At 62.8% G+C, this 17,514-nt stretch carries 13 protein-coding genes; 1 reads left to right on the top strand and 12 read right to left on the bottom strand.

The window, feature by feature from the left end:
* Positions 1 to 6 precede the first annotated feature (6 nt).
* Positions 7 to 1,599, top strand: a complete 1,593-nt coding sequence (gene yqeB / locus AACW87_RS10085; protein ID WP_241324895.1) for a selenium-dependent molybdenum cofactor biosynthesis protein YqeB — start codon at positions 7 to 9, stop codon at positions 1,597 to 1,599.
* Positions 1,600 to 1,760: 161 nt separating this feature from the next.
* Here yqeB and AACW87_RS10080 read toward each other — a convergent pair whose 3' ends face one another.
* The 12 genes from AACW87_RS10080 to fadI all read right to left on the bottom strand — a co-directional run bounded on the left by AACW87_RS10080 (position 1,761) and on the right by fadI (position 17,386).
* Positions 1,761 to 2,684: a DMT family transporter gene (locus tag AACW87_RS10080; RefSeq protein ID WP_241324894.1), complete on the bottom strand. Its 924-nt coding sequence runs from the start codon at positions 2,682 to 2,684 to the stop codon at positions 1,761 to 1,763.
* A gap of 153 nt (positions 2,685 to 2,837) precedes the next feature.
* A complete protein-coding gene (arcC, locus tag AACW87_RS10075; protein ID WP_241324893.1) occupies positions 2,838 to 3,770 on the bottom strand; it encodes a carbamate kinase in 933 nt (310 codons plus the stop codon).
* A 95-nt stretch (positions 3,771 to 3,865) separates the two neighbouring features.
* Positions 3,866 to 5,302, bottom strand: a complete 1,437-nt coding sequence (gene hydA / locus AACW87_RS10070) for a dihydropyrimidinase (RefSeq protein ID WP_241324892.1) — start codon at positions 5,300 to 5,302, stop codon at positions 3,866 to 3,868.
* A 110-nt stretch (positions 5,303 to 5,412) separates the two neighbouring features.
* A complete protein-coding gene (locus tag AACW87_RS10065; RefSeq protein WP_043555614.1) occupies positions 5,413 to 6,630 on the bottom strand; it encodes a YgeY family selenium metabolism-linked hydrolase in 1,218 nt (405 codons plus the stop codon).
* A 124-nt stretch (positions 6,631 to 6,754) separates the two neighbouring features.
* On the bottom strand, positions 6,755 to 7,954 hold the full coding sequence (gene dpaL / locus AACW87_RS10060) for a diaminopropionate ammonia-lyase (RefSeq protein WP_241324891.1): 1,200 nt from the start codon (positions 7,952 to 7,954) through the stop codon (positions 6,755 to 6,757).
* Between the two features lie 124 nt (positions 7,955 to 8,078).
* Positions 8,079 to 9,266, bottom strand: a complete 1,188-nt coding sequence (ygeW, locus tag AACW87_RS10055; RefSeq protein ID WP_098984120.1) for a knotted carbamoyltransferase YgeW — start codon at positions 9,264 to 9,266, stop codon at positions 8,079 to 8,081.
* Between the two features lie 416 nt (positions 9,267 to 9,682).
* A complete protein-coding gene (locus AACW87_RS10050; protein WP_241324890.1) occupies positions 9,683 to 11,647 on the bottom strand; it encodes a sigma 54-interacting transcriptional regulator in 1,965 nt (654 codons plus the stop codon).
* Between the two features lie 215 nt (positions 11,648 to 11,862).
* Entirely contained in the window at positions 11,863 to 12,747 is an 885-nt protein-coding gene (locus AACW87_RS10045) for an AEC family transporter (protein WP_241324889.1), read from the bottom strand.
* Between the two features lie 12 nt (positions 12,748 to 12,759).
* A complete protein-coding gene (locus tag AACW87_RS10040) occupies positions 12,760 to 13,317 on the bottom strand; it encodes a YaeQ family protein (RefSeq protein WP_043137693.1) in 558 nt (185 codons plus the stop codon).
* Between the two features lie 193 nt (positions 13,318 to 13,510).
* On the bottom strand, positions 13,511 to 13,651 hold the full coding sequence (locus AACW87_RS10035) for a TIGR02808 family protein (protein WP_005301193.1): 141 nt from the start codon (positions 13,649 to 13,651) through the stop codon (positions 13,511 to 13,513).
* A gap of 301 nt (positions 13,652 to 13,952) precedes the next feature.
* Positions 13,953 to 16,076 carry a fatty acid oxidation complex subunit alpha FadJ gene (fadJ, locus tag AACW87_RS10030; protein WP_241324888.1) on the bottom strand — a complete coding sequence of 708 codons (2,124 nt, stop codon included), beginning with the start codon at positions 16,074 to 16,076 and terminating at the stop codon, positions 13,953 to 13,955.
* Complete coding sequence (fadI, locus tag AACW87_RS10025; RefSeq protein WP_241324887.1) at positions 16,076 to 17,386, bottom strand: acetyl-CoA C-acyltransferase FadI; 1,311 nt, start codon at positions 17,384 to 17,386, stop codon at positions 16,076 to 16,078. The genes fadJ and fadI overlap by 1 nt, the downstream gene beginning before the upstream one ends.
* Positions 17,387 to 17,514: the final 128 nt, after the last annotated feature.

Here is a 17,514-nt window from a genome sequence, read left to right as displayed (position 1 = left end):
TACCTTATGAATCTTTTTTCACACGCAGCCCGACTGGAACAAGCCAACACCCCGTTCGCCATGGCCCAGATCATCGAGAGCCGCGGCTCTACCCCGCGCCATCAGGCCCAGATGCTGGTAATGGCCGATGGCCAGATCCTCGGCACCATAGGCGGCGGCATGATAGAGCGGCTGGTGATAGAGGAAGCCGTGGCGGCCATTGGTGAGCGCAAGCCGCGCATCTTCCACGGCCGCATGGCCCGCAACGGCGAGCATGCGGTGGGCTCGGATTGCGGCGGCGCCATGTCGGTCTATATCGATGTCTACGGCCTGCGCCCCCGTCTGGTATTGATCGGCGCCGGTCATGTCAACCGGGCGCTGGCCCATGCCGCTGCCCCCTTGGGCTTTGATATCCATGTCGGCGACTGTTTTGAAGGGAGCCTCAACCCCGAGCTCTTCCCCGCCGGTACCCATCTCAAGCAGGCCGAGACCATGAGCGCCGTGATCGAGGCGCTGGCCATAGAGCCCGCCAACTTCGTCATCATAGCCACCAACCACCAGGACAAGGAGGCGCTGGAGCGGCTCATCACCCGTCCCCTCACCTATCTGGGGCTGCTCGCCAGCAAGCGCAAGGTGCAGACCTTCACCCAGGCCCTGCGCCAGCAAGGCATCAGCCAGGAGCAGTTGCAGCGCTTGCATGCCCCCATCGGCTACAACATAGGCGCCGAGACCCCGGAGGAGATCGCCATCAGCATACTCGCCGAGCTGCTGCAGGTGAAAAACGGCAAAGCGGGCGGCCTGATGCAGGATGACGTGCGCCTCAAGCGGGATAGGCTGGTGGTGATGCGCGGCTCCGGCGACATCGCCACCGGGGTGGCGCTGCGGCTGCACAATGCAGGCTTCAAGGTGGTGATGCTGGATCTCGACAAGCCCACCGTGATCCGCCGCACCGTGGCCTTCGCCCAGGGGATGTTTGACGGCGAAACCAGCGTCGAAGGGGTGCGTGCCAAGCGGGTCGAGAGCGTCGAGCAGGCGTTCGAGCAGCTGGATCTTGGCATAATCCCGCTGCTGGTTGACCCCGACTGCGCCACCCTCACCGAACTCAAGCCCCGCTATCTGGTGGATGCCATCCTCGCCAAGCAAAACCTCGGCACCCACAAAGAGATGGCCCCCATCACGGTCGCCCTCGGCCCGGGCTTCGAGGCGGGGCGCGACTGCGATGCGGTGATCGAGACCAACCGCGGCCACCATCTGGGGCGGGTCATCTATCAGGGCCCCGCCCAGCCCAATACCGGCATTCCCGGGGTGATCGAGGGGCACTCCGCCCGCCGGGTGGTCCGCACCCCCGCCGCCGGGATGATGAAGAGCCTGATCAAGCTCGGCGATCTGGTGCAGGAGGGGGATGTGATCGCCCACGTGGGGGACGCCCCCATCATCGCGCCGCTCTCTGGCATGGTGCGGGGACTGCTGAGCGATGGCATCGAGGTGACCGTCGGCTTCAAGATCGGTGACATAGACCCGCGCGGCGAGCGCGCCGATCCCACTACCGTCTCTGACAAGGCCCGGGCGATCGGTGGCGCGGTATTGGAAGCCATGATGCATCTGGCTCGGCGCAGATAAGGGCAAACGCCATTGCCCTATCGGCAAGGCCCGCGTTATCGATTGGTGGCGCCGTGCTGGAGTCTATGATGCACCTGGCCCAGTGCAGATAAGCCAGCACAGAGGCAAAAAAGGGCCCGCCATGATGGCGGGCCCTTTTTATCTCTTTGCCGGCAATCGGCTTAGCCCTGCTTGACCCGGGTCTCCCCCGCCACAGTCACCACGGAACGCTTGCCCTTGCGGCTGATGACGACAAGCGCCAGCACGATAAGCAGGATGCCGCTTCCCTCCACCGGCCCCGGATCCTCGCCGAGCAGCCACCAGGATAGCAGCACGCCTGTGACCGGCACAGCCAGTGTGCTGAGCCCGGCGATCCCCGCCGGCAATTTTTTCAGCACGAACAGCCAGAGGCTCCAGGCCAGCGCGGTGGCGAAGATGGCGCTGTAGGCGAGTGCGCCAAACACATAGGGCTGCCAGTCGATGGGTCTCTCCGGCACCAGGGCCGCCACCAGTGCCATCACCAGGGTGGCGTAGATCATCTGCCAGGTGGTGAGGGACATGAGATCCACCCCGGGGTGGCGGGCATACATCCGCTTGGCGATGATGGCGCTGATCCCCCAGCAGATGCCGGAGGCTATGCCGAGCAGTGCGCTCTTTATGGAATCCAGGTGCAGCTGCCAGGGCTCTATCACCAGCAGCAGGCCGCAGGCGGCCACCCCGACCGCCAGATAGTGCAGCCTGCGCATCCGCTCACCGAGAAAGAGGGCCGCGAAGATCACCACCCAGAACGGCATGGTGTAACTCAGAATGGCCACCTTGCCCGCTCCGCCGCTGATAAGCGCCCACTGGGCCAGCCCCACCATGCCGCAGGTCTGAAACAGACCTATGGCCAGGGTGTAGCGAAACGGGGTGGGTGTGAGGTATTGGCGACCACGCAGGCACTGCACCAGCAGCAGCACCAGGGATCCACACAGGCAGCGCAGGGCGGTGAATTCGAAGGCCCCCGCGTAGAGCATCACCTGCTTCATCACTATCCAGCTGTAACTCCAGATGGCGGTGAGCAGGACCAAGCCCCCCAGCGCCGCCATATTGATCTTTGTGCTCATTGTCTGCCTTGTCGCCTCTGCTGCTGGCCCATCTTATGCCAAGGGGGGCCATCTTACGCCTCTCCTTTCGCCCTGCCCATCGTCGGGTAACGGGTCTGTCTGCCAACACAAAGGGGGCCTTGGGCCCCCTGTTTGCAACCATCAAAGGCGAGGCTACAGGCTGATCAGGGTGCCGGTTTTGCCGGCGATCCCCTCTGCGGCCTTCTCCAGCAAGGTGATCAGGGATTTGCGCCCCGGCAAGGATGTGGCGAACGAGAGCGCCGCCTCCACCTTGGGCAGCATGGAGCCCTTGGCAAACTGCCCCTGGGCGATAAAGCCGTTGGCATCGGCCACGCTCAGGGTATCGAGCCACTGCACCTCGGGCTTGCCGAAGTTGATGGCCACCTTCTCTACCGCGGTGAGGATGATCAGCATGTCGGCATCGATCAGCTCCGCCAGCTTGGCGCTGGCCCAATCCTTGTCGATCACCGCGCTGGCACCGCGCAGATGATTGCCTTCGCGCAGCACAGGGATGCCGCCACCACCGACGGTGATCACCACTTGCCCGGCGGCCAGCATGGCAGAGACTGTCTCCTTCTCTATGATGTCGACGGGTTTGGGGGATGCCACCACCCGGCGATAACCTCGGCCGGCATCCTCTTTGAGACGCTCGCCCTTGGCCATCAACGCCTCGGCCTCCTCCTTGCTGAAGAAGCCGCCGATGGGTTTGCTTGGGTCGAGAAAGGCGGGATCGTTTTTATCCACCTCAACTTGCGTCACCAGAGTGGCGACCGGCTTGTGAATGCCGCGCTCAAGCAGGGCCTCGCGCAGGGCGTTTTGCAGGTCATACCCGATGTAGCCCTGGCTCAGGGCCACGCAGACCGACATGGGCAGATGGGGCGCTTTTGCGTCGTGGCGGGCCGCCACCTCGAATGCCTGCTGGATCATCCCCACCTGGGGGCCGTTGCCGTGGGTCACCACCACTTCATGCCCCTGAGCAATCAGGTCGGCTATGGTGTGCGCCGTGCTCTGCACCGCCTTCATCTGCTCGGGCAGGTTGTTGCCAAGGGCATTGCCACCCAGAGCCAGTACGATTCGCTGTTTCATCTTGTTCTCTCCAATGAGGGGATGGGCCGATGTCATACCGACCCCTTGTCCTTGTTCGGGAAGGGCGCAAACCGCGCCGTCCGCTGGCGCTCGCCCTAGCGGGTTGCCAAATGAGTGGTTGAAGGGGGTGGCGCACTGACAGCCGCGCCGAGCAGCGGATCAAACGGCGCTCTGGCCAAAAACCGGCCATGGCCCCGTTGCCCGGTGAACTCGCCGTCGCGGGCCACTGTCTCGCCACGGCTCAGGGTCATCCTGATCCGGCCGGGGCAGCGCATCCCCTCGTAGGGGCTGTAGTCGCCGTTGTCGTGCAGCAGTGGGTGAGAAATCAGGGTGTCACCGCGGGGATCCATGATCACCAGATCGGCGTCAGACCCAAGTTGCAGGTTGCCCTTGCGCGGCCAGAGGCCAAAGAGGCGCGCCGGGTTGGCGCTGGTAAGCGCCACCAAGCGCGACGGCGAGATGCGCCCCCCCAGCACCCCGTGGGCAAACAGCAGCAACATCCTGTTCTCGACCCCGGGCAAGCCGTTGGGGCAGAGGCTGAAATCGCCGCCTGATAGGGTCATGCGCTGGGCGTGGGAGAAGTTGCAGTGATCGGTCGCCACCGTATCGATATCGCCGGCACTGATACCGACCCACAACTTGTCCTGCTCGCAGCGCCCGCGCAGTGGCGGGCTGAGCAGGTAGTCGACCCCGTTCTCCTTGTAGTAGCAGCTGTCATCGAGCAGCAGATATTGCGGGCAGGTCTCGACCCAGACCGGTTGCCCCTGGCGGCGCGCCAGTTTCAGGTACTCTAGCCCCAGCCCGTTGGAGAGGTGGACGATATAGAGCGGCGCATTGCCCGCCAGCGCCGCCAGATTGATCATCCGGGCCACCGCCTCCGCCTCGCACTCGAGCGGGCGGCTCTGGGGGTGATACCAGGGTTCATGGTGGCCCGCGGCCAGCAGGGCTTTGCGCCGCTCGGCTATGGCGGCATCGTTCTCGGGATGGACGGTGGCGAGCGCCCCCACCTCTTTCAGGCGGGCCAGGGCGCGCAGCACGTCGTGGTCCCCCAGTTTGTACTGGTAGGTGAGATAGAGCTTGAAGCTGCTGATCCCCTCCTCCTGCACCATGGCGGCCATCTCGTGGAGGATGGCGTCATCCACATGCTGAACAACGCCATGAAAGCTGTAATCGATCACAGCCTGCTCGGCGGCGTAATCGTGATAACGGGCCAGCTGGTGATGCAGCTTGCACCCCGCCGGGCCAAATCCCATGTGATCGACGATGGTGGTGGTGCCACCACAGGCGGCGGCACGGGTACCGCTGAAAAAGTCATCGCAACTGCGGGCAATCCCCACATCTATGTTGAAGTGGGTGTGAACGTCGATGCCGCCCGGCATCACGTAGCAGCCGTTGGCATTGATCACCTCGGTCTCGCCATCGGGCTGGATATCGGCTGCGCGCTCACGGATCACCCCGTTTTCGATCAGCAGATCCTGACGATATTCCCCTTGTGCATCGACCAGCACACCGTTTTTGATCAGCCGTTTCATCCCCACCACCTCGAACATCAGATCGCGTCAAACACCAAGGCCCCGCCTCAATGGAGACGGGGCACTGGCGACAGAGGGGCGGCGATAGCGCTCGCCGCCCGGCAGATCCCTCATTCGTCCAGCTCGGCCAGATAGAGCATGGGGATCACGGCATACATGGCGGCGCACTTGACCAGATGCTCCTTCCAGGTCTTCTCGTTCGGCGCGTGGGCTTCCGGCTCCTTGCCCGGGCCAAAGCCGATCACCGGAATGCCGTGGCGACCCATGATGGAGACGCCGTTGGTCGAGAAGGTCCACTTGTCGACCACAGGCGCCTTGTTGAACAGCTGGGTGTAAGCCTTGGAGAGGGTCCGGACCGTGATGTGATCCTCTTCCACCTTCCAGGTCGGGAAGTAGCACTCGGTCGGGTAGACCAGCCCTGTGTAAGCCGGGCGATCGTACTGGTACATGGAGACCTCGGCCCCGGCGGCTTGCACCGCAGGCAGGGCACGGATCTCGTCCAGCGCACCTTGCCAGCTCTCGCCCCAGGTCAGACGGCGGTCGATGGAGACGGCGCAGCTGTCCGCCACGGCGCAGCGGCTTGGGGAAGTGAAGAAGATCTCGGAGACGGTCAATGTGCCCTTGCCGAGGAAGTCGTCATGGCCGAGGTTGTGGCTCAGCTCCTGCAGCTCACCCAGGATGGGGCCCATCTTGAAGATGGCGTTGTCACCGCGCTCCGGCGCCGAGCCGTGGCAGCTCACCCCCTGCACCTCGACGCGGATCTCCATGCGGCCACGGTGGCCACGGTAGATCTGGCAGTCGGTCGGCTCGGTACTGACCACGAATTCGGGGCGGATCTTGCTCTGCTCTATGATGTACTGCCAGCAGAGACCGTCGCAGTCCTCCTCCTGCACTGTGCCGGTCACCAGCAGGGTATATTGATCTTCCAGCCCCATCTCCTTGATGAGCTTACCGGCATAGACCATGGAAGCCATGCCCCCTTCCTGATCGGAGGCGCCGCGACCACCTATGATCTCGTGATCCTCCATCCCTTCATAGGGATCGAAGGTCCAGTTGGCTCGGTTGCCGACCCCGACGGTATCTATGTGGGCATCCATGGCGATCAGATGCGGGCCCTGGCCGATATAGCCGAGAATGTTGCCCATGGGATCTATCTCGACCCTGTCGAAGCCGACCTTCTCCATCTCCTGCTTGATGCGCAGCACCACCCGCTTCTCGTCACAGCTTTCGCTCGGGATGGCTATCATGTCGCGCAGGAACTGACTCATCTCGGCCTTGTACTGATGGGCCTTCTCCAACACCATTTCAAATGGAATCTGCTTGCTCATTGTGATTTCTCCAAACATTCGAGAGTGTGCTGCCTGTTCGTCGGCAGCGCCCTGTGCCCGTTACCGTGCCCCGTTGGCGAGGCGCGATCTGTTCTTTAATTCGCAGTTCTTCAATTCGTGTTTCTTACTCGCAGGCGGGATGCTTGCCTTCCCACACCACTTCCCGGTAGTGGGCCACGTCGGTGTCCCCTTCGGTGTTGATCAGCAGCACCACAGAGTCGCTGTCCAGCCCGAGACGGGCCATCAGCGCCGCGCGATCCGGGTGGTGGCGCACCGCCGCCAGCACGCCGGTGCCGACCGAACCGGATTCGCCGGAGATGATGCGGGGATCGTCGCCAAGGGGGTTGCCGAGCACCCGCATGCCGAGCGCCGAAACCTTGTCGTGACAGGAGATGAACTGGGTGGTGCAGCCGCGCAGCACCGGCCAGCCGAGGGGGTTGGGTTCACCGCAGGCGAGACCGGCCATGATGGTGCGCATGTCGCCCCCCACGTTGACCATCTCCCCCGCCACACCGGAGCGGTAGATGCAGTCGGCCTGCTCCGGCTCGACCACTATGCTGTGCAGGTTTTTCGCCCCGAAGCAGTCCACCAGATAGCCGAGCACACCGCCCGCCAGCGCCCCGACCCCGGCCTGTAGCAGCACGTGGGTGGGCTGCCTGATGCCCATGGCCTGCATCTGCTCGACCGCTTCATCGGCCAGGGTGGCGTAGCCCTGCATGATCCAGGTCGGGATCTGGGTGTAACCCTCCCAGGCGGTGTCCTGGACTATGTGCCAGCCGCGCTCCTCGGCCATCTTCATGGTCAGGCGCACTGTATCGTCATAGTTCATGTCGGTGACTATGCACTCGGCCCCCAGCGCCAGAATGTGCTCCACCCGCTCCTGGGCCGAGCCCTTGGGCATGTAGACCACCGCATGCTGACCCACCTGCTTGGCGGCCCAGGCGACACCGCGACCATGGTTGCCATCTGTGGTGGTGGCGAAGGTCATCGGCTCCTTGATGGTGCGTTTGATGAGATCGAAGGTGAAATCCTCCACCGCCACCCCGTATTTTTCGCAGAGCAAATTGGCGATGGCGTAGACGCCCCCCAGCATCTTGAAGGCGTTGAGGCCAAAGCGCTTGGACTCGTCCTTGACCAATATTTTTTTCACCCCGACATAGGCGGCCAGCGCGTTCAGATCGCACAGGGGGGTGGGTTCATAACCGGCCAGTTTCTTGTGAAAGGCGCGGGCCTTTTGCGCCTCTGCCCGGGAAAACAGAGACAGGGATTCACCGGTAAAGAAACGGTTATCGGCAATATCCATCTTCAGGGAGAATTGGGACATGAATACCTCACAGAGAGTCATCTCGCCGGGAAACATTGATTAAAAAGCGCCCTGGGGAGAGAACCCGTGATAATGATTGCGCCATGATGGCCGGGCGGGAAATATTCCCGGCCCGGCCCAACCATTATTTGACGCGTTTTTGCGCCTCTTTGATTAACCCCTCGAGCGCGGCGCCCGGTGCCGAGAATTTACGGGCAACTATCATGGCGGCGATAATATAGGGCTTCCAGCTCGCCTCTTTATAAGTGGCGATGCGGTATTTCTCGAACACCCCTTCGCTCACCTCGCCCGCCTGACAGGAGACGCCGGTAATATCGGCAGGCAGGCAGTGCATATAGAGCGCCTCGCCCCCCTTGGTGAGGGCCATCATCTCCTCGGTGCAGTGCCAATCCTGGTGCTTGGCGTTCTGCGCCAGACACTGCTTCTCCAGCTCCTTGAGGCCGGCGTGATCGTTGGCCCGCAGCAGCTCGGTGCGCTGCTCCATCACCTGGTAGGGCGCCCAGGACTTGGGATAGACGATGTCGGCATCCTTGAACGCCTCCTCCATGGAGGTGACCTGACGGAAGCTGCCGCCGGAGGCCTTGGCGTTCTCATGGGCCACCGCGATCACGTCCGGGATCAGGTCATACCCTTCGGGGTGCGCCAGGGTCACCTCCATGCCGAAGCGGGTCATCAGCCCTATGATGCCCTGGGGCACGGAGAGCGGCTTGCCGTAGCTCGGGGAGTAAGCCCAGGTCATGGCGATCTTCTTGCCCTTGAGGCTCTCCAGGCTGCCGAAGTGCTCCTGCAGCCAGGCGAGATCAGCCATGGACTGGGTCGGGTGATCAATGTCGCACTGCAGGTTGACCAGGGCCGGGCGCTGGGGCAGCACCCCCTTCTCGAACCCTTCGTCCAGTGCCGCGCCCACTTCACGCATGTAGGCGTTGCCCGCCCCCAGATACATGTCGTCGCGAATACCGATGGCATCGGCGCAAAAGGAGATCATGTTGGCGGTTTCGCGCACCGTCTCGCCGTGAGCAATCTGGGACTTGCCCTCGTCCAGATCCTGCTGGGTGAGGCCGAGCAGGTTGAGAGCGGAGGCATAGGAGAAACGGGTGCGGGTGGAGTTGTCACGAAACACAGAGATGCCAAGGCCGGTATTGAACAGCCTGGTGGCTATGTTCTCGGCCCGCAGTCCCTTGAGTGCCTCGGCCAGCTTGAGGACCAGCGCCAGCTCCTGGGGGGTCTGCTCCCAGGTCAGCAGGAAGTCCTTTTCATGCAGGTTGGATTTGAGCTCATTGATCTCTTTGATTAACTGGTTCACTGCTTTCATCGTTAGCCCCAATCTGTTGATGAGATATGGATTGCTCCCCTTCCACTCACAAGGTCACCGAAAATAGGGCCATTGGGTGAGTTCATCGGTCAGCGTCAAACAAGAGCAATCAATAAGCGTGCCAATGCGGTATTTAAGGGGGAATAACGAGAAACAGGAAAATAGATGTGAGCCAGCGCACATGACAACGCCATTCAGGCATATGGCGTGGCACTTTCACGATAAATGCCGGCACGCCAAAGCCGTATTTAAAATAGTGCCAAGATGCGCACTGATAATTATCACCCTGGCTATCAGATGCGGGCCGTTAATTGATAGGCGATGCGGGGGAATTATCATAATGATAATGGCCTTGCCCCAGGCGCAGCCATTATCTGTGAACAGGTCGCCGCTTGCGGCGCGCGGCGAAGTGACGATCAGGCCTGCACGGCGATCTCGTACTTCTTTATCTTGCGATAGAGGGTCGCAATCCCAATCCCCAACGCCTGAGCGGCCAGCTTCTTGTTGCCAAGACGCTGCAAGGTTTCCTCTATCACCTGCTTCTCCATGCTCTCCAGCCCGTTTTCCCCGAGGGGCAGCTCCAGGCTTCGCTCGGCCTGGCCTGCTCCCCGCACCGCTGCGTGGCCTTGCAGGCTCCCCTCTCCCGGCAAGGGCCAGGGAACCCCGGCCGCACCCTGCGTACCAGGTGCAGGGCTGGCAACTGCATTATGGCCAAAGGAGGGATCGGAGGCCGCTGCATGGGCGTAGGGCTCGGGCGCGAGCGGCACCCGCGCGATGTGCGCCGCACTCCGAGGCTGCTCATCCGCCGCGCCGCGCTGGTTGCGCAGGATATTGGGGGGCAACAGTATGCTCTCGATCACCTCCCCCGCCTGCACCACGTTGACCAGGTATTCGATGAGGTTGCTGAGTTCGCGCACGTTGCCGGGCCAGCGATACCCCTCGAGCAGGCCCATCACCTCAGGGCTCAGTCCCGGATAGATGAGGCCGATGCGGCTGGTGTGCAGGTTGAGGAAGTAGTGGGTCAGCAGCGCCACGTCCCCTTCCCGCTCGCGCAGCGGCGGCAGGTGGATGGGGATGACGTTGAGGCGATAGAAGAGGTCTTCGCGAAACTTGCCCTCGGCAATGTACTGCTCCAGATGCTGGTGGGTCGCGGCTATGATGCGAATGTCCACCGGCACGGGCCGGCTGGCACCTATGGGCGTCACCTCCCGCAGCTCCAGCACCCGCAGCAGCTTGGCCTGCATGGTGAGCGGCATGTCTCCTATCTCGTCGAGAAACAGGGTGCCCTGATGGGCGGCCTGGATCAGCCCCTGCTTGCCGCCGCTGGAGGCGCCGGTGAAGGCCCCCTTCACGTAGCCAAACAGCTCGCTCTCCAGCAACTGCTCCGGAATGGCGGCGCAGTTGATGGCGATGAAGGGCTTGTCATGACGCGGGCTGAGGCGGTGAATGGCGCGGGCCACCACCTCCTTGCCGGTGCCGCTCTCGCCGCAGACCAGCACGCTGGAGGGGCTCAGGGCGATGCGATGGAGCAGTTTTTTCAGCGCCCGCATCGGCTTGCTTTCGCCGATCAGCAGCGCCATGCCCTCGTCCGGCTCCAGCGGCTGGCTCAGGGCCGAGTGGGACTGGTGAAATGCCATCAGAAACAGCTGCTGGCCCTGCACATGGTGCAGCTGGCCTATGATGAGCTCCTGGCGATCTGCCAGTGTGATGATGTGCTGCATGTGCCCGGTCAGCCCCTGCTGGGCGAAGGTGAGCGGACGCAGGCCAATCTCGCGCCCCAGCAACTGCTCCTGCTGGCAGTTGAGCTGCTTGAGCGCCACCTCGTTGGCATAGCGCACCTGGCTCTTCTCGTCGAGCAGCAGGCAGCCCTGATCCATGTGGCTCATCAGGTTCAGGAACACCTTGTTGACCCCGTCCGACAAGCCGCGGGAATCGAGCAGCTTGGCCACGAAGATGCTGGAGATGTGCTGCACATAGTCGCACACCTCCTGCAGATTGCTGTTGAGGCGCGCCTGCTGCTCGGCGTTGAAGGCCACCAGGCTGATGACCCCGATGCAGGTCTCCTCCACCATGATGGGCACCCCGAGGAAGGCGCGTTCCCGGCAGCTCTCCTTGCAGCTGCACCCCTCACAGACAGGATCCTCGCTGGTGTGGGTGACTATCTTCTCGCTCTGGTGTTCGATCACGTAGCGCAACAGGCGGGAGTCTCCCTCCAGCTGGCGGCCGAAAAACTTGCCGTAAGGCCCGGTTCCCGCCACCCGCACCATGTTGGCGTCGACGATTTCCACTTCCAGTTGCAGCACGCTGGCCAGCATCTTGGCAAAGCGCAAGATGGTGGGCTGGATCTGCATCAACAAACATTGGTTACTGACGGACATCATGTTGTTAATCCCTTGGCTCCCACCCTGGGTGGGATTCATGCTGGCCAGATACTATGCCAATTCGACGGCAGCGACTTCGCCGAGGATCACGAAAAGGGAACTTGTATCCACCCCGCTGCCGGGAGTGGGAGCTGGCGCAGACTGAGGAAGATAAGCGCGAAGGAGCAAGCCGTGGACGCCAGCAGGCGTCCACGAAAACTGCGGAAAAAGCCGGCTCAGCCGTTGATGTGCAGGGCCAGCCAGACCGCCAGCGGGATCACCAGGACCGAGAGCGCATTGCCGCCGAGCACGATACTGGCCACCTTCTCGGGCTGGCACTGGTACTGCTCGCACAGCATGTAGTTGAGCACAGCCGGGGGCAGCGCCACCGACAGCATCAGGAGCGGGATCCAGGCCGGCTGCAGCGGCAGCAGCCAGACCGCCAGACCAAGGGAGATCCCGCCCGCCAGCAGGTAGAGCAGGTTGCACTTGAGGGCGAGCCCCAGGTGATCCAGCTCCCCTTCCATCAGCCGGATGCCGAGGGCAAACAGCATCAAGGGCACCGAGATCTGGCCGAGCAGGGAGGCGCTGGTCACCAGGTATTCCGGCAGAGCAATGTGCAGGTTGGCCACCAGCAAGCCGGCGAAGGCGGCCCACAGCACAGGGCTGCGCAGCCAGAGCCAGCGGGAGGTGTTGGCCGAGAGGATTAACATGCCCACCGAGAAGTGGAGCAGGTTGGAGAGCACGAACAGTATGACGATGGCGCCCAGCTGCTGCTCGCCAAAGGCCAGCACCATCAGCGGAATGCCGAGGTTGCCCGTGTTGCGAAACATGGCGGGCAGGATCAGCGCAGGTCTGCTGATGCTTTTCAGCCTGAGCAGGGAGAGCAGCAATCCCGGCAACAGGATCACCAAGGCCCCCGCCGCGATGAGCGGTAAATGGGCCATCAGCGCCAGCGGATATTTGACCAGTGCCGAGAACACCAGCGCCGGGGTAAACAGCTCGATATTGGCCCGGTTGACATAGCCCAGCGCCCCGCCCGGCCGCAGCCGGCCATAGAGGGCACCCAGGCCCACCACGGCAAACACCGGGATGACGATATTGAGCAGTGCGCTGAACATGGGCGAGCCTCTTTACAGTTCGCGGGCGGGTGGCCCCATCAGCAAGACGGGATCCAGCGTCACTTCCAGCGTACCGTTGCTGACCCAGAGCTGACCGTCGGAGATGGTGCAGGTGAGGTGCATGGTGCGCGCCACCATGGCGGTCAGCGGCAGGGTCTGGCTGTCGGAGAGCTCGATCACCGTGAGGTTGTCGTGCTGGCTGAGCTTGCCCTGATTCTGCTTCCACCAGACGTTGGTACCACGGCCACCGTAGAGGTAGAGCACCACATGACGGGAGCGGTTGCACGCCTTCTTCAGACGGCGCTCGTCGGGCTGGCCCAGCTCGATCCAGAGCTCGATTTCATCGGAATAGTTCTTGCGCCACAGCTCGGGCTCGTCGTCGGCGGAGAGCCCCTTGGTGAACTCCAGCCGCTCGGCGGCGTGCCAGGCGAAGGCTGCCAGCCGGATCATCATGCGCTCATCGGTCTCGGAAGGGTGACGAGCCAGGGTCAGTGAGACGTCCTGATATTGGTGGCGGTCCATGTCGGACAGGCTGAGTTGAGCCTTGAATACGGTTGCCTTGAGAGCCATAGAAACCTTGAATACCTTGAGTGGTCAATCCGGGGTGGAAAAACTGCGCGCCAGTGTAATCAAAATCGGCGATCGGTTCGACCACCTTGGCCAAACATTTGCCCTGAGCGGCGCGGATAAGTGCCGAAAAAGGCTCAAAAAACAAATGCCAGTCCGAAGACTGGCATTTGGCGGTATGAACGAAAGAAGCGGATCACTTCTCGGCGGACTTGACCCCGAAGGCATTGAGCAGCAAGCAGCAGGTCACTGCCACCGCCACAAACCCACTCAGGAAGATAAAGGGCATGGCCCCGTATCCCAATACAGTCCAGATGGTTTGTTCAAGCAGACTCATTATGTGTCCTTCATCCAGTGAAATGGGTGTCCCTTTCGTGACGGGGTTATCCCCCCGTTCCTGATGATGCTATTTGACCCCAACCAGCGCCTGAGTCCTATGCCACCAAAGTAATAAATAGGGGGCTACTTTGCGCTGGATCAACAATTTAGCCCTTGGCCAGGACAAATATGGACGCAATTCAGCCAGTTGTCAGCCGACTGTGCCTGCCGCCCACGGCATGGATCGCACAAAACGAAGGAGGCGACCCCGGGGTCGCCTCCTTGACATCAGCCCTGCCGTCACCGGCAAGGTGCGATGCTTAGTAGAAGCTCAGCTGCTCCGCCGCCATCGCCTTGAGGCGCTCACAGGGTGCAAAGCGGTCGCCGTAGCGTTTCTGGTAGTGCTCGAGACGCCCCACCAGGTGCTCAATGCCGAGGCTGTCCATGTAGCGGAAGGGGCCCCCGAGGAAGGGCGGGAAGCCGATGCCGAAGATGGCGCCTATGTCGCCGTCACGGGCCGAGGCCACCACGCCGCTGTCCAGCGCCATGGCCGCTTCGTTGAGCATCATCAGCACGCAGCGTTCGGCAATCTCCATCCGGGATTGCTTGGGCACAGGCTTGACGCCCAGCACGGCGTAGACACTCTCGTCCACCTTCTTCTTGCCTTTGGCCGCCTTGCCATAGAGGTAGAAGCCCTTGCCGTTCTTGCGCCCCTTGCGATCGTTTTGCAGCAGCTTGTCAAACGCCGCCGGCGCCTGGAAGCGCTCACCACCCAGCTCTTTCTCCAGGATGGGCGAGATCTTGGCGCCCACGTCTATCCCCACCTCGTCGAGCAGGGTGATGGGACCGACCGGGAAGCCGAAATCGAGCAGGGCGCCGTCCAGCACCTCCACCGGCTCCCCTTCCAGTACCAGCCGCGCCGCCTCGTTCATGTAGGGCGCCAGGATGCGGTTGACGTAGAAACCGGCCTCGTCTTTCACCACGATCGGGGTCTTGCCCTGGGCACGGGCAAACGCCAGCGTGGTGGCCACCGTCTCGGCGCTGGTACCGGCGTGGGGAATGATCTCGGCCAGCGGCATCTTGTCCACCGGGCTGAAGTAGTGCAGCCCCACGATCCGCTCCGGGTGCGCCGCCCCGGCCGCTATCTGGTGGATGGGCAGGGAGGAGGTGTTGGAGGCAAACACTGTGTGCTCACCGCACTCGCGCTCCACCTCCTTCACCATCTGATGCTTGAGGGCGAGATCTTCAAACACCGCCTCCACCACCATGTCGACCCGGTGAAAACCCGAATAGTCCAGCGTGCCTGACAGCAGGCTCATCTGTTTCTCCAGCTCGCTGCGCAGAATGTGGCGACGCTTGAGCTTCTTGGCCAGGATCTCGTAGCTGTAGCGCATGGCATTGCCGATGCCGGCACTCGCCACGTCCTTGATCCGCACCGGCACCCCCGCCTTGGTGGCGGTGACGAAGGCGATGCCGCCCCCCATCAGGCCCCCGCCCAGCACGGCGGCGTGGGTGACCTTGCGCGGTTCAGCCCCCTGATAGGTGACCTCCTTCTTCATCTCTGTGGTGGCGAAGAAAATGGAGCGCAGGGCGGCGGATTCCGCCGTCATCACCAGCTCGCCGAAGTGGCGGGATTCGGCGGCGAGGCCGGCCTGCATCCCCTCTTCCACCCCGATGCGTACCACCTCGAGGATCCGCTCCGGCGCCGGGTAGTTGCCGCGGGTCTTGGCTTTGACCCCCTTGCGGGCCTGGTCGAACAGCACCTTGCGGCCCAGCGCATTGGTCTCCAGCAGCTTGCCCTGCAGATCCCGCTTCAGCTCGTGGCGGGGTTTGCCCTTCTTGGCCAGCTTGATAGCTGCTTCCAGCAGAATGGAGGGCGGCACCACATCGTCCACCAGCCCCAGTTTTTTGGCCTGCTTGGCCCGCACCTGCTTGCCGGTCAGCATCAGATCCAGCGCCTTGGCCACCCCGATGAGACGCGGCAGCCGCTGGGTCCCGCCGGAGCCCGGCAGCAAACCCAGTTGTACTTCCGGCAGCCCCAGCACCGTCTTACCGTGATCTGTCACCACCCGGCCATGACAGGCCAGCGCCAGCTCCAGCCCGCCGCCGAGGCAGGGGCCGTGAATGGCGGCGATCACCGGGATGGCCAGCGACTCGATCTCGGCAAAAATCACCTGCCCTTCCCGCGACAGCGTCTGGGCATCCTGGGCACTGGTGCAGGCCGCCAGCATGCTGATGTCGGCACCTGCGATGAAGGAGTCCTTCTTGCCGGAGGCCACCACCAGACCGATCAGCTCCTTGTTGGCCTTCACCTCGGCCAACACGGTGCGGATCTCGTCCACAAAGGCGGCCTTCAGGGTATTCATGCTCTCGCCCGGCACATCCATGGTGAGGATACCGATGCCATCCTGGCGCACCGCCAGGGAAAAAGTCTTCTCGCTCATCACTCTACCTCCAACACCATGGCCACACCGAGCCCACCCGCCGCACAGGCGGTGTTAAGCCCCAATCCCCCACCCCGACGACGCAGCTCGTGCAGCGTCTGGGTGATCATGCGCGCACCGGTCGCGGCAAAGGGGTGGCCATAGGCCAGGGAGCCACCGAGCACGTTGAACTTGTCCATGTCCACCTCGCCGATGGCTTGATCCCGGCCCAATTTGCTGCGGGCAAACTCCAGGCTTGAAAACATCTTGAGGTTGGCCAGGGTCTGGGCGGCAAAGGCCTCGTGCATGTCGATCAGGGTGAGATCGCTGAGCGTGATGCCGGCGCGGTCCAGCGCCAGCGGCGTGGCATAGGAGGGGCCCATCAGCATGTCCTGCCACACATCGATGGCAGAGAAGGCGAAGCTGCGGATATAGCCAAGCGGCTCGAGCCCCAGCTCTTTGGCCCGCCCTTCGCGCATCAGCAGCACGGCGGCGGCACCGTCGGTGAGCGGGGTGGCGTTGGCGGCGGTGACAGTGCCATGCACCCGGTCAAACACGGGTTTGAGCTTGGCGTAGCTCGCCAGATCGGACGCTTCGCGGATGTTGTTGTCCCGCTCCAGCGGCGACTTGTAGGGGGGCACGTGGGCGGTAAACACCTCGCTGCTCAGCTTGCCATCGGCCCAGGCTTGCGCCGCCAGGCTGTGGGAGCGGTGGGCCAGCGCATCTTGCGCCTCGCGGCTGATCTGGTGGCTCTTGGCCATCTGCTCGGCGGTCTGCCCCATGGAGAGACCGGTGGAATACTCGGCCACGGCGGGCGGCACCGGCATCAGATCCTTGATCCTCAATGCCCGCAGAATATTGAAACGCTGCTGCAGGTTGCGAGCCTTGTTGAGATCCACCAGGGCGCGGGCCAGCGTCTTGCTGACGCCGATGGGCAGCACGGAGGAGGAATCGGCCCCGCCGGCGATGGCGATGTCGACCGTGCCGGCCATGATGGATTCGGTGACGTTGGCCACCGCCTGGAAACTGGTGGCGCAGGCGCGCGACACGCTATAGGCATCCGTGGTGACGCTCATGCCGGTGCCGAGCACGATTTCACGGGCTATGTTGGGCGCTTCCGGCATCTGTACCACCTGGCCGAACACCAGCTGGTCGATGAGTGCGGGATCGAGATCGGTACGGGCGAGCAGTTCACTCACCACCAGCTTGCCGAGATCCACCGCGGGCACGCCGTGAAAGGCGGTGGCCTGCTTGGCAAAAGGGGTACGCAGACCCGCCACGACGGCAATCCGTTCGCCCTGGCGAGTCGTCAGTTTCAATGGCTGTTTCATCCTGGCTCCTTGGGTTAAAAGGCAGAGGTCTGACCTCATTGGGCCACATCTTAACAATCCACTCACAAATTTCATACGGCTGATTGAAACTAAATTGCCCCCATCTTTGCCCCCTCCCTCGCCCTCGG

Origin of the sequence: Aeromonas sp. MR7 (genome assembly GCF_963899385.1) — a bacterium.
Classification (GTDB): domain Bacteria; phylum Pseudomonadota; class Gammaproteobacteria; order Enterobacterales; family Aeromonadaceae; genus Aeromonas; species Aeromonas bestiarum.
Note: the sequence above shows the minus strand (reverse complement) of the source record. Positions and strands in the feature narration are given on the sequence as shown.